Source organism: bacterium (assembly GCA_022763185.1).
Classification (GTDB): domain Bacteria; phylum Bdellovibrionota_G; class JALEGL01; order JALEGL01; family JALEGL01; genus JALEGL01.
Genome location: JALEGL010000015.1, coordinates 99,165 through 113,033, shown reverse-complemented (window position 1 = coordinate 113,033; position 13,869 = coordinate 99,165). Strand labels below are relative to the sequence as shown.

General features: G+C 39.4%; 9 protein-coding genes and 1 pseudogene. 8 read left to right on the top strand and 2 right to left on the bottom strand.

The features are described from left to right. Position 1: 1 nt before the first annotated feature. Complete coding sequence (locus MRY82_10105) at positions 2 to 2,044, bottom strand: M13 family metallopeptidase (protein MCI5073272.1); 2,043 nt, start codon at positions 2,042 to 2,044, stop codon at positions 2 to 4. A 234-nt stretch (positions 2,045 to 2,278) separates the two neighbouring features. On the opposite strand from MRY82_10105, the gene MRY82_10100 reads away from it, so the two are divergent. Genes MRY82_10100 through MRY82_10085 form a run of 4 tightly spaced genes read left to right on the top strand, consistent with a single transcriptional unit; the run spans position 2,279 to position 5,881 of the window. Then, the gene (locus tag MRY82_10100; protein ID MCI5073271.1) at positions 2,279 to 3,073 is read left to right on the top strand and encodes a peptidylprolyl isomerase; all 795 of its coding nucleotides are present in this window, start codon (positions 2,279 to 2,281) and stop codon (positions 3,071 to 3,073) included. Next, positions 3,070 to 3,978 (top strand): peptidyl-prolyl cis-trans isomerase, encoded by a 909-nt coding sequence (locus tag MRY82_10095; protein ID MCI5073270.1) that lies wholly within the window; start codon positions 3,070 to 3,072, stop codon positions 3,976 to 3,978. Before MRY82_10100 ends, MRY82_10095 begins: the two co-directional genes overlap by 4 nt. Further along, on the top strand, positions 3,956 to 4,918 hold the full coding sequence (locus MRY82_10090) for a SurA N-terminal domain-containing protein (protein ID MCI5073269.1): 963 nt from the start codon (positions 3,956 to 3,958) through the stop codon (positions 4,916 to 4,918). The genes MRY82_10095 and MRY82_10090 overlap by 23 nt, the downstream gene beginning before the upstream one ends. 18 nt (positions 4,919 to 4,936) lie before the next feature. Next, positions 4,937 to 5,881 (top strand): 4-hydroxythreonine-4-phosphate dehydrogenase PdxA, encoded by a 945-nt coding sequence (locus MRY82_10085; protein MCI5073268.1) that lies wholly within the window; start codon positions 4,937 to 4,939, stop codon positions 5,879 to 5,881. A 12-nt stretch (positions 5,882 to 5,893) separates the two neighbouring features. Here the strand turns inward: MRY82_10085 and MRY82_10080 are convergent, their stop codons facing one another. Next, positions 5,894 to 7,405, bottom strand: a complete 1,512-nt coding sequence (locus MRY82_10080) for a hypothetical protein (GenBank protein ID MCI5073267.1) — start codon at positions 7,403 to 7,405, stop codon at positions 5,894 to 5,896. 313 nt (positions 7,406 to 7,718) lie between these two features. On the opposite strand from MRY82_10080, the pseudogene MRY82_10075 reads away from it, so the two are divergent. The 4 genes and pseudogenes from MRY82_10075 to MRY82_10060 all read left to right on the top strand — a co-directional run bounded on the left by MRY82_10075 (position 7,719) and on the right by MRY82_10060 (position 13,804). After that, positions 7,719 to 7,796 (top strand): annotated as a pseudogene (locus MRY82_10075) (hypothetical protein). A 970-nt stretch (positions 7,797 to 8,766) separates the two neighbouring features. Beyond that, positions 8,767 to 10,191 (top strand): phosphoglucomutase/phosphomannomutase family protein, encoded by a 1,425-nt coding sequence (locus MRY82_10070; GenBank protein ID MCI5073266.1) that lies wholly within the window; start codon positions 8,767 to 8,769, stop codon positions 10,189 to 10,191. After that, positions 10,185 to 13,064 carry an excinuclease ABC subunit UvrA gene (uvrA, locus tag MRY82_10065; GenBank protein ID MCI5073265.1) on the top strand — a complete coding sequence of 960 codons (2,880 nt, stop codon included), beginning with the start codon at positions 10,185 to 10,187 and terminating at the stop codon, positions 13,062 to 13,064. Before MRY82_10070 ends, uvrA begins: the two co-directional genes overlap by 7 nt. Further along, positions 13,064 to 13,804, top strand: coding sequence for a 1-acyl-sn-glycerol-3-phosphate acyltransferase (locus tag MRY82_10060; protein ID MCI5073264.1), 741 nt, complete (start codon positions 13,064 to 13,066; stop codon positions 13,802 to 13,804). The genes uvrA and MRY82_10060 overlap by 1 nt, the downstream gene beginning before the upstream one ends. The last annotated feature ends 65 nt before the right edge of the window (positions 13,805 to 13,869 follow it).

Here is a 13,869-nt window from a genome sequence, read left to right as displayed (position 1 = left end):
CTTACCAAATTTTCACCCGGTCTTTGGGTTCACGGTAAAGTTTATCGCTTGGCTTTACATCAAAGGCTTGCATAAACTCCGGCATGTTCATCACGGTGCCATTGGTTCTAAACTCTGAAGGCGCATGCGGGTCAGTTTTAATCCGGTCAGCCAAAGCTTCATCGGTAAATTTACGCCGCCATACCTGTGACCAACCCATAAAAAAGCGTTGATCACCGGTATAGCCATCAATCACAGGGGCTTCTTTGCCATTGAGTGATAAACGATAAGCTTTATAAGCTATAGTCAAGCCGCTTAAGTCGCCAATGTTTTCGCCTTGGGTGAATTCACCGTTGACATGCAGTTCACCATCAAGCACGGTAAAGGCATTGAATTGCGCAACCAATTTTTCAGTTTTCTTTTTAAAGGCTTGTTTGTCTTGTTCTGTCCACCAGTTTTTTAACTCGCCTTTGCCATTATACAAGGATCCTTTATCATCAAAACCATGACCCATTTCATGACCAATCACAGCGCCAATGGCGCCATAATTGACGGCATCATCTGCCTGCGGATTGAAAAAAGGGGCTTGTAAAATAGCAGCCGGAAATACAATCTCGTTCATCACTGGACTATAGTAGGCGTTGACCGTTTGCGGGGTCATGAACCATTCTTCTCGGTCCACCGGTTTACCGAGTTTGTTGATGTTTCTTTGTGCATCAAATACAGTAATGGCCTGCATGTTTGCAAATAAACTATCTTCAGAAAGCTCTAGTGAATCATAGTTGATCCATGTGTTGGGGTAACCTACTTTGGGCGTGAATTGTTTCAGTTTGATCAAAGCTTGTTTTTTGGTGGATTCACCCATCCAGTCCAGCTCTTTGATGGATTGCGCATAGGCTTTTCTTAGGTTTTCAACCAGGATATTCATCTGTTTTTTAGATTCAGCAGGAAAATGTTTTTTAACGTACATCTCGCCCACAGCTTCACCCAAAGAGGCATTGACCAAATTAACCGCTCTTTTCCAACGCGGCTCTTGTTTTTTAACGCCTTTTAAAACGCCAGCATAAAAGTTGAATTTTGCTTTGGCAAAGTCTTGGGATAGATAGTCCGCTTTAGAATTAATCATGTGCCAGGTGAAATAGGCTTTCCACTGGTCTAAAGCTACGTCTGTAATCATATCATTGAGCTTTTTAAAGTAGTCTACTTGAGCAACAATTGCGCCATCTAAATTTTTTGGCAGGGTTGCTGTTTGCAGCCAAGCGTCCCAATCCAAATTGGATAAAAGTTTTTTAATATCTTTTGCTTGTTTAGGATTGTATTGAGCAATGGGGTCACGCAACTTTTCCTTGGTCCACTGATGCTGAGCCAACTGGGTTTCAAGTGCCATAATGGCTTGAGCAGTTTTTTCAGGCTTGGGATAATTTATTTTGCTTAAGAGATCTTGAATGTATGCAACATAAGCACTACGAATAGACTCACTTTTTTTATCTTTTTCAAAATAAAAGTCTCGATTGGGAAGACCAAGACCAGATTGATGAAGGTATAAAACGTTAACATCCGGGTTCTTTTTGTCTGCATAAACGTAAAAACTAAAGGGTGCTTCAGATATAATTTGAGAGGTGCCCATGTACGCAGAAAGTGATTTTAGATTTTCAATTGCATCAATGGCAGCAAGCTCTTTTTTAAGTGGGGTATAGCCTTTTTTATTCAGTAATTTTTTATTCATATAGCTTTGATAAAGTGCAGCTACGTTTTTAGCATTCTTGCTGTCTTGCTTTGAAGCGTCTTCAATAATTGCTTTGACATCTTTTCTGGATTGCTCATGCAGCTCGCCAAATGCACCAAAGTTTGATTTGTCAGCAGGGAGTTTATAGGTATCCATCCAGTGGCCATTGACAAAGCTATACAAGTCATCTTGCGGGCGAATGTTCTTATTAAAATGTTGGTAGTTTAAACCTGATCGTGTCATGTATTGCTCAACAGGGTTGATTTTTTTGGATGAAGCGCACTGAAGCAAAGTGGTACAAGATAAAAAAAAAGATAGGGTAAAAATTATAGTTTTCATGCACTGTTTCTATAATAAATCACTTTAAAACTCAATTCATAGTCAAGCTTTGTTATTATAACCTGCAGTCTACCCAGTTCAAGAATACAGGTTTAAGACCATGAAGAAAAGATTAGCATAATTTTAAGCTGTATATGTTGAAAAAGTACGGTGGCCCGTATATTATGCAGCACAGTTATGAAGGCAAAACCAATTTTAATATTCTTTTTAGCCCTTTCATTGAGTTCTTGCGGTATGCGTTCGCAAAGGGATGAAGTGTTGGCCCATGTAAATAAAAGACATGTCACAGTGAGAGACTTCCAGATGGCTTTAAGCAAAGTCAGTGAAATTCCGGTTAAAAACTATGAGAAACAGGAAAACCGGACAGATTTATTAAGAGATCTAATTGATGAAGAGCTTTTGTATCAGCAAGCAGTCAAAAGTAAGATTCACGAGCGTTCTTATGATGTTAAGCAAGCGATGGTAAGAGAGTATCTAAAAGAACGCTACAATACCAAGCTTGCTAATGTAACTGATAAAGAGGTGGCTCAATTTTTTGAGCAGAATAAAGACCTGTTCAGTCAGGTTAGAGCCAGTCATATTCTTATTCGTTCTGGAGAAGGTTCTGGAAGAACCGATGAACAAGCAAAAGCTAAAATAAAAGAAATTCGACAAGACTATCTGGCCAATCCAAAATTAAACTATTTTGCCCAATTGGCCAAGCAACATTCAGAAGATCCAGGGACTAAAAATAACGGTGGTGATCTGGGCTACTTTAATAGAAAAACCATGGTCAAAGAATTTACAGAAACCAGTTTTGCTTTGGAAAAAGTGGGTGATGTCTCAGAGAGTATCAAAACGCAATTTGGTTATCATATTATTGTTCTTACTGGCGACAAAAGAGACTTAAAACATTTTGCAAAAGACATACGCCAACATTTGATACAGCAAAAAAACAAAAAAAATCTTGAAAATGAATTGGTAGAATTGCGCAGCAACGCATCGATCAAAGTTTTGCAAAATAACGTTGAAAAATTAGCACAGCAGTGAAACCTCTTTCTTTACACAACTCACCAGCATGGCCTGCCATGGTGTTTTTTATCTTAGGCTTGTTGTTTTCTTGCGAGCGCAATGATCATGCAACAGTTCTGGTCAAGCTCAATGGATACTCAATAACTCGCCAAGATTTTGAACAAAAAATAAATGAATACCAATTGAACCTAGATGTATTGGGCTCTGAAGAAAAACAAGCACTTAAAAAAATGCTGATCCATGAGTTGATAGAAGAGACTGCACTTATTTTAGAAGCTAAAAAAAGAGGGCTTGACGTTAATCAACAAGAAATCAATGCCCAAAAAGAGTCCATGCCGGCCTCTTTAAAAGAAGAAGGACTTGAAATTGAGCAAATCAATGAAAAGATAAAACGCTTTTTACTATTGACCAAAGTGCAACAAGCCATTACCCAAGACATCAGCCCGCCATCGGTTGCGCAACTCAAAGTGTTCTATAAAAACAATAAAAAAAAATTTGAACAAAAAAAACAATACATGCTGGAAATGTTAGAAAGTAAATATGAACAAGAAGCCGTTAATGCCTATAAAAAACTAGGTGAGGAGGGTTTTGAATCCTTGCAGGTGGATATGGATGTTTTAGATATCAGGTATACACCAGCCAGATGGTATGAAATTGATTTGCTACCCAAAGCCATTGTGCAATACTTGAGAAGCGCAAAAAAAGACAGTATCAGTAGCATTATCAAGTCTGACTACGGCTATCATATTGTAAAGTTGATTAAAGTGCGTCCAGCCTATATACCGAGCTTTGAACATGTGAAGGATGAAATAAATGCACTTTTATTGGAAAAAAAGAAAGAAAAAGTGTTATTAGAATGGAAACAGAACTTTTTTTCACAAACAAAAATTGAAAGAAATTATGCACTTATTGAAAAAATTTAAATTAAACACAACACTATGTAGTATTGGCCTGTTAATTACTATGTTTCATGGCAAGCATGCTTGGGCAAAAGTAATTGATAAAGTAGTTGCCAGAGTGAACAATGAAATTATTTTAATGTCAGACTTAGAATCAACCAGGCGTGGCATGCTTGCTCAGGCTCCTAATCTGAAAACGCTTACAACAGAGGAGCTCAATACTAAAGTAATGGACCAATTGATTAATGATAAGTTGGTTGAACAAGAAATTGAAAAGCGTGGCTTTGGTCCTTCTGAATCAGACATTCAAGCATCGCTTAGATCAGTCATGCAGCAAAATGGCATGAAAAACATTGATGAACTTCGGTTTGCACTAAAGCAAGAAGGGGTTGTTTTTGAAGAATACAAACAAAGCTTGGCTAAACAACAAGCGCAAGGTCGTTTGATGGCATGGTTGATTCGTCCAAAACTTAAAGATTTAAGCGTTGATAATATAAAAAAAGTGTTAGAAGAAAAAAAGCAACAACAAGCCAGTGAAAAAAAAGACAATGCTTTTGAGCTGTATATGCTTTTTAAGGCCAGACAAACAAGCAGTCTTAAGGAAGTACAAAAAATTAACAGCAAAATTAAAAACCAGAATGACTTTATTAAGCAAGCAAAAAAACATACTGAAGGTCCAGCTCCCACTGAAGGAGGCTACTTGGGTGTGGTTAAAAAAACAGATTTAAAGCAAAATATTTTACAAGCAGCCGAGTCACTCGAGCCAGGCCAAAAGAGTAGTGTTATTGAAGATGAAAATGGTTTTTATCTTTTATTTTTAAAAGACAAACAATACGTAGATATTGAAATCAGCGATGCCATGGTTGAAGCTTACAAGCAACAAGAGGAAAGTAAGTTGTTGGCTAAAGCTTTTGAACGTTTTGTCATTGATTTACGTAGAAAAGCCAATATTCAAAAATATTAAGCAAGCAGCATTGAAGGCGTGATTAAAGCAATTGGTATAACACTGGGAGATGTTTGGGGCATAGGGCCTGAGATTATTGCCAAGAGTTTGCTTAAGTGCAAGCTGGGTGATTCCGACACCGTTAAGATTTTTTCAGATCAAAAAAGTTTTGAAGCTTTGGCTGAAGAACAGAACTTTTTATCCGGCTACAAAGAGCTTATTCAACAGGGCAGCATTGTGTGGGAAGGCCTTCCTATCAAGGCCTACGCACAGCCTGGTGATAAAATACAAAGAGCTAAAATTGCCAAAGCATCTTTGGATGCTGCTATTGAGCAAGCCATGCAGCAAAAGTTGCAAGCCATTGTCACCGCACCACTGGATAAAAAAATTATGCAAAAGGTGATCAAAGATTTTGCTGGTCACACTGAGTACTTACAAGAAAAGACCAAAGTTAAGCAAACATGGATGATGTTGAGCAATGATGAGTTGAACATTGTTTTATTGACCAATCATGTTTTACTTAAAGATGTCAGCCATAACATTAGCCAGGAAAAAATTGTTATGGCTGTTCAAGATACGGTGACACATTTTAAAAGTCTAGGGAAAGATTCTGTAAAAATAGCAGTGTGCGCACTGAACCCTCACTGCGGTGAACTCAGTGAGAACAGCGAAGAAAAAACCATCATCAAACCAGCCATAGAACAACTTTATAAACAAGGTTATGTTGTCGAAGGTCCTTTTTCTGCCGATGCTTTGTTTTCACAGGCGCGTAAAACCAAACAATGGACAGCTATTTTAGCCATGTACCATGATCAAGGTTTGGTAGCAGCCAAATATCCAGGAACTGAGCAAGCTGTTAATATTACTTTGGGTTTACCGTTTGTTAGGGTTTCACCAGCGCATGGTGTGGCTTATGATATTGTTGGAAAGAATTTAGCGGATTGTTCAAGCATGCTAAAAGCTTACCGTTGTTTAAATGTATAAGAGTTTAATCACTTATTTATATTCACTCATATAAATATGATTTTGTGAACCATCGCTTTCAGACCAGGCTATAACCGTTTGACACTGAGGTCCCATAGTTACATGAGGGGCAAGAGCTCCACTCGACATTGCTGGGCTTATTGTATCTGAAGCATCGTTTGGTGTGTGTAAGGTATCAGATGATTTTATATAGTGCGCAAAATAAATATCATTGTTAGCATTTCCTAATTGAGACCAGACAAGTGTAAAGTTGCCGTATTTATCCATTGCAGCATCGCTAGAAAAAACTCCGCCTGTGGCCGTTGAGACAAAATCATTGGCATCGTTGGGTAGATTCCAAACTTGATTTTTATAATGGGCGTAAAATAATTGATTGGCTTCTTTCCAGTGAACAATAGCATCTCCTGAAGACGATGTTGCCATACCTAGGTTAGTACAGTTGCCGTTAACTGAAATTTGGTTTGATGAAGACCAAGTATTGGTAGCTTTAGAAAATGTATAAGCATCAACCGCTTGGCTACCATTTCTAAGTCCAACCAGTAGAATGTCACCAGAGTCAAACAGCGATATAATAGGTGATGTTACATTGGCTAAAGCCGTGATCTCGTCATTAAGATCGTTAGGGTGGAGCCAAGATGATGTTGAGGCATCATAAAGGCTTAAAAATGTTTTGTAGCTGATTCCTCCGTCTAAAGATAGTGTATGTAGGATGACAGCATCTCCAAATTCATTTATGTCTGTAGTTGTGCTTAAGACATTTACAATTGCAGGGGGAATAGCGTCACTGTAGTTGCTTATTTGTGTCCAGGCTCCAGAAAAATTTTCAGCAAAAAAAAGTTGAAAGTTTCCTCCTCCAATGTCTTGTTTCCAAGTCAATAGCGTTTTACCTTCTGAATTGCTTACCAGATTTAAACTTGTTGCATCGGATCCTGGAATACTTAAAAAATCGGATAAATTGTTTGGTTTTGCCCAGCTGGTTCCATCATAATGTGCAAAATAGACTTGCTGATCATCAAACGAGTCTTCTTGAATCCATGCAGCATGGGCAGACTGGTTTGCGCTTGTGACTATAGAATGTTCGTTACTTACATTGGGTGAATTTAATGTGAAAGGTTGGCTAGAGTCGGTAGGAAATGACCACATTCCAGCACTGGTTCTTTGAGCCAGGTAGTTATAGCGAATGGTGCCATTATGATCGCCTTGAAAAAACATATAGGTTTCTCCATTTGAGTTCATAGAAAGTTTAGGAAAGTAATCATTTTGCGTACCTACCGGGCTTACATAATCATTAATGTTAAGAGGGTGTTCCCATGCAAGAGGTTGACAAACGATGTTAATGATATTGTTTCCATCAAGGGTTCCTGTAGCAGAATCGATTGTACATTTATCGGTACAGTTGGATATTGCTTCCAGTGCGTAATCAGAACCCAAAGGGCTATTTAACACAAAAGAATACATACCATTGCCGCTGATATTCAGTGTGTCGCCTCCTTGTTGATTCAATAAAGTAAGAGTATTAAGCAAGCCGGTTACGTTGATGGAAAGTGTGGATTTTTTGTCGTCGTTAACTTGAAGTCCAACTGAACCGCAAGCAGAGCATAAGAAAAGGAATAATAGCGTTAAAAAAGAAGGGGAGATTTTTTTTTAATTGGATACGGCTAACAATTACTTTTTGAATCATTACAGTAATTTATTACAGTAACTCGAAAATATAAATTTAATTTTTTTTCCAAGCAACATTTTTTTTCAAGCGCTTATTGAGCGAATTTGGTATAATAGAACAGTGAAGGAAGTAAATTTTAAAAAACGTGTCCAGGCCTTTACTCTTGTTGAGTTAATGATTGCGGTTGCTATAATTGGTATATTGGCAGCTGTTGTTATATCTCAGTACGGTAAATATATTCAAAACTCAAAAACAAATGAAGCCAAGCTTCAATTAAGGAAAATTATTGATGGAGCAATGGTAACAGCATCCAACGGAACAAAAGTTGTAGAAGATGGGGGGAGTCTGTATACGTGCATTGTTTCTCCAGCCTTTGGAAGTTTTGAAACATACAGTCTAAGTGGAGGAAGTTATGTTGCAGGGCTTCCTCCCAGTGCTGGCAAAGGTACCAAAGGAGATCTATACTTTGGTCATGACCCTAGTGCTACTTCGGGCAGTTTTTCTGGAACAGGAGTGAATGACATTTCAGCCTGTACATGGCAAGGCAAGGTTGCAGGGACGTATGGGTTTCCAGTGAGCAATACCGCAGCTGCGCAAGGAATACATCTTGTTGTTGAGCCTAGATACTATTCGTATATGTTGATTGGAGATTCTGATTTGGCAACGATCCTTTCAAATGACGGTGTAAATGCTGTTGAGACTAAAAGCTTTTCTGCTAGCGGTAACACACAGGTACTTGCTGGACAAACGGTCAGTGCATGGGCTGTTGCTGACTTGGATGGCGATCTAGACCCTGACAATGTGGCCCTTAATATTCAGCGTAAAGTTTTTGATATGGCCACACGTGTGGAAAATTTCTTTCTCCAAAATGCGTATGCGCTTGATCCAGTAGCGCCACCTCGGCCACCAAAAGGTACACCAGTAGGAGGAATAGGGGGAGAGTTTCCAACTGGCGGAGTAAAACCCACGCCAAATCCCACACCTGGAACTCCTCCTACACCGGAGCCAGAAAACACCAGCTATGAATTTGTTAACCCATTGAGCGGTTCGTCTAACTTAAAAGTGAGTTATTTTGGTAGAGGGATGTATATTGATCAAAACACAGGTGAATTAAAAGTGATTCCAGCAATGTATAAGTTTAATGAAGGTGAGTAAGCCATAGTTTAAAATTTAGCATTCTTCGTTTAATAAATAATGAAAAAGTGGTATGTGCTCTTAGCATATGACACATATTAAATTTGGAACCGATGGTTGGCGAGCAGAAATCGCCAAAGATTATACCTTTGACAATGTTGGCCGTGTGGCTTTGGGTGTTGCAAAACAACTGCAACACGACAAACCTGAGCTCAATAAAATTATTGTAGGCTTTGATAAGCGTTTTTTATCAACAGAGTTTGCCAAATGGGTGGCCGCCTGTTTTGCAAAAAGTGGCTTTACGGTGTTGATGACTCAAGAAGCCATGCCTACACCTCTCCTATCTTGGTGTGCCAGATATGAAAAAGGCGTTGCTGGAAGCGTGGTGATCACTGCCAGTCATAACCCGCCAACTTGGAACGGCTTTAAATTTAAAGAAACTTTTGGAGGCTCGGCTTTGGTTAAAACCACAGAACAGTTTGAGCAGGCGATAGCTCAGGTCGATGCCTTAACGTTTGATGCAAACTTGTACGACCAATACGAAGCCCAAGGAAAGATTCAAGATTATAATCCTTTAGAACAATATACAGAAAAACTTTTAAGCTTGGTTGATGTTGAAGCCATCAAAAAAGCCAAGTTTAAAGTGGCCATAGATACCATGCATGGCTCCGCCTCAAAACACTTTGCAGTATTGCTAGAACGTCTTGGAATAGAAGTAAAAAGTTTACACACTGAAGATAACCCAGGTTTTGGGGGCATTGCTCCTGAACCTACAGAGCAGAACTTAAAAGAGTTGTGTACACTTATTGCTCAAGATGATTTTCATTGTGGTTTTGCTAATGACGGAGATGCAGATCGACTGGGTGCCGTAGATGAACAAGGACGTTATTTTAGCACGCAAAAAATCTTATCCACCGTTTATTGGCACATGATTTACAACCGTAACAAACAATGGAATGTTTCACGCAGTGTTTCTACCACGCGTATGGTGGATGTGATTGCAGAGGCCAATGGCTTAAAGTGCATTGAAACCAAAGTGGGTTTTAAATATATTGCAGAGCAAATGGTTGAAGGTCATGCTCAGATTGGCGGAGAAGAATCAGGAGGTATTGGCACCGACGATCATCTTCCTGAGCGAGATGGTTTTATGACAGCCTTGTTGTTGCTTGAAGCCATGGCCATCACTGGAAAATCCTTGAGTCAAATTTATGAGCATATATGTCAAAGCTTTAGGCCCTATGAATTTATCCGAAAAGACTTAAAAGTTCCTCAGAGTTTGATGCAAAAAGTAATGCAGAAATTACAAGAGACAGATGTTAAACAATGGGGTGATAAATTGGTTGCATCCACGCAAACTGTGGACGGTTTTAAATACTATACAGAAGATGGTGCCTGGTTGTTGATTAGACCTTCGGGAACCGAGCCTTTGTTTAGACTTTATGCAGAAGCAGAAAATATCAAAGCCAGTGAAGCCTTGATCAATGCTGCCATGGAGTTTGTTGAAACATGCTAAAAAAAAATGCTCAACTGCAAGACGATCATAAACATATTGTGGTTAGGGGTGCGAGACAACACAATTTAAAAAATATTGATGTCACCATTCCCAGAGATAAACTGGTGGTGATTACCGGTTTGTCAGGCTCTGGTAAATCGTCCTTGGCTTTTGATACCATCTACGCTGAAGGTCAGCGCCGCTACGTAGAATCCTTATCAGCCTATGCCCGGCAGTTTTTAGATCAAATGGAAAAACCGGATGTGGATGCCATTGAAGGTTTGTCTCCAGCCATATCCATAGACCAACGGCGCTCATCAAAAAATCCCCGCTCTACAGTAGGCACAACCACAGAAATTTACGATTATTTTAGATTGTTATTTGCCAGGGTGGGAGAGCAATATTGTTACAATTGTGAAAAAAAAATAAGCTCACAAAGTGCATCACAAATTGTTGATCAAATAATGGCTTTGCCTGAAGGCAGTAAAATTCATCTTTTAGCATCCATTGCCAGAGGGAAAAAAGGTGAATATCAAAAAGAACTCAAGTCTTTATTAAAAGCTGGATTTACCAAAGTTAAAATTGATGGCAACGTTCATGAACTGGCCAGTCCAATTGAGCTGGATAAAAACAAAAAACACACCATAGATGTATTTGTGGATCGTTTGGTGGTGAAAGAAAAATCCAGAACAAGAATTGCAGACTCGGTTGAAACTGCTTTAGAGCAAGGGCAAGGGGTCATGAAACTGGAAGTTCTGGGGGAGCATGCTAAAGAACAACTGTTATCAGAAAAGGCTGCCTGTATAGATTGCGGCATATCTTTTCCAGAGTTAGCGCCGCGCTTGTTTTCATTCAATAACCCTTTGGGGGCATGCCCCAGTTGCGATGGTTTGGGCACTAAAAAATTTATTGACCCGGATATGGTTATTCCTAATCCTAATTTATCTATTCGGGGAGGAGCGGTGGCGTCTTGGAATACGCGCTATGCTGGGTTTCATGCTCAAACAGTTGAAACTTTAGCCGAGCATTATAATTTTGATATTCATACACCGTGGAAAAAACTTTCTGATAAAGTGAAAGACATTATTTTGCATGGTAGTGGCAAAGAAAAGATCAACTTTGAATACAGCATGGAAAGTGGTTCATACACGGTTAAAAAAGTGTTTGAAGGTGTGATTCCAAATCTCATGCGCCGATACAAAGAGTCTGATTCTGAAGACTTTAGAGAAGACACAGAAAAAAAATACATGAGTGTGGTAGAGTGTCCTGATTGTCATGGAGCGCGTCTGCGTAAAGAAGCCTTGTATGTCAAGGTTGGTGACTTAAATATTGCACAAGTTACACAAAAAAACATTCAAGACTGCTTTGTTTTTTTTCAGCTTTTGGAGCTGGGCGAGCGTCAGCAAGTCATTGCTAAAAAAGTTTTGCAAGAGATTCGTTCACGTTTGGCTTTCTTGGTTAATGTGGGCTTGGATTATTTAACTTTAGATAGAATTGCCGGAACGTTATCTGGAGGAGAAGCACAAAGAATACGTTTGGCAACGCAAATTGGCTCCAGCTTAATGGGCGTATTGTATGTTTTAGATGAACCGTCCATTGGTTTGCATCAACGCGATAATGATAGACTGTTAGAAACACTGAAGCATCTTAGAGATCTAGGCAATACAGTGTTGGTGGTTGAACATGATGAAGACACCATGTTTGGAGCAGATTATGTCATTGATATTGGTCCAGGTGCCGGTGTGCACGGTGGACAATTGATGGCCGCCGGGACGGCGCAAGAGATTTGTCAAAGCAAGCAGTCCATCACCGGACAATACTTATCCGGTAAAAAGATCATTCCTTTACCTGAAAAACGGCGTTCAGTGGGCAGGCATTTTATTGAGCTCAAAGGTGCAAAAACCAACAACCTTAAAGACGTTAACATCAAGATACCCTTGAGTTGTTTAACCTGTGTCACCGGAGTATCCGGTTCAGGGAAATCTTCCCTGATTATTGACACCTTATTTCCTCTGCTCAAACAACATTTGCATGGTTCAAAAACCAGAGCTGGACATATCAAGTCTATTGGCGGCTTAGAAAAAATTGATAAGGTCATTGACATTGATCAAACGCCGATTGGTAGAACACCCAGATCCAATCCAGCCACCTACACCGGTATTTTTACCCCAATCAGGGAATTGTTTTCTGAATTGCCTGAAGCTAAGATGCGAGGCTATAAACCAGGTCGCTTTTCTTTTAATGTTAAAGGGGGACGTTGTGAAGGCTGTCAGGGAGACGGCATTATTAAAATTGAAATGCACTTTTTACCCGATGTCTATGTAACCTGTGAGCAATGCAGGGGGAAGCGCTACAATCGTGAAACCTTGGAAATTTTATACAAAGGTAAAACCATTTCTGAAGTGTTAAACATGACCGTGGAAGAGGCGGCCAAATTTTATGAAAAAATTCCCAGCATTCATGCCAAGCTGCAAGCTCTAATTGCAGTGGGTTTAGGCTATATTACCTTGGGGCAATCGGCCATCACCTTATCTGGAGGTGAAGCGCAAAGGGTGAAGTTGTCTAAAGAATTAAGCAAGCGTTCAACCGGTAAAACCATTTATATCTTAGATGAGCCCACCACCGGTTTGCATTTTGCTGATGTAGAGCGACTCAATGAAGTTCTGCAACGCTTGGTAGATCAAGGCAACACCGTGGTAGTGATAGAGCATCATCTTGATGTCATTAAAATAGCGGATTGGGTGATTGACTTAGGACCTGAAGGTGGCGTTAAAGGTGGTGAGCTTGTGGGTATGGGCGTGCCGGAAGATTTGGTCAAAAACAAAGAGTCTTACACCGGGCAATACTTAAAAAAATATTTACAAGCCAACAAGAAAACCAAAAAAGCTGGGTGATGAAGTCCTTGTATCAATTCTGGGTGAGTTTTAGATCTTGTTTGCAGTGGCTTGTCGGCGGCGTCTTTGTTTTTAGTATTGCCTTAAGTTATTTTATACTCAGTTTTGTTATAAAGATAGAACGCTTAGAGTGGATGATTGCGCTAATGTGTTGGGGTATGCTCAAGATTTCTGGTTTAAGGGTTGAGTTTAAAGGTTTAGATAATATAGAGCGTGGCAAAACTTATGTTGTCATCTTTAACCATATCAATATCTTAGATCATTTTGTACTGTATCAAACGATTCCCGGTGTGGTTCGTGGCGTGGAAAAAGCCAGTCATTTTAAATGGCCTATTTATGGCCCTTTTTTAAAGCGAGGTAAACAAATTCCTATTCAGGCTGGACAAGGCGCCCATGCGGCGAGACAATCTTTAAAAATGGCAGAAGAAATTTTTAAGTCAGGTATTCATGTTGCTGTTGCGCCAGAAGGTACGCGAAGTCCAAGCGGTAAATTAATGCCTTTTAAAAAAGGAGCCTTTCATTTGGCAGTGGATTTACAAGCCGAAATTTTACCTGTTGTTTTTGTGGGTATGGATAAAGTGAACTTGAAAAGCAGTTACAAACTTTACCCTGGCAAAATAATCGTTGAGGTTCTTTCACCTATCTCATGCAAAACCAAAAACAAGCAAGATGTTACGGCACTGCGTGATCAATGTTATCAGCTTTATGTAGAATGCTTGGGGCAAGATCAGGTTTTATAAAATCATTCATAATCAAAAATCATTAGATAAAAAAGAATATTTTGCTACTATATTAAAGCAAGTAT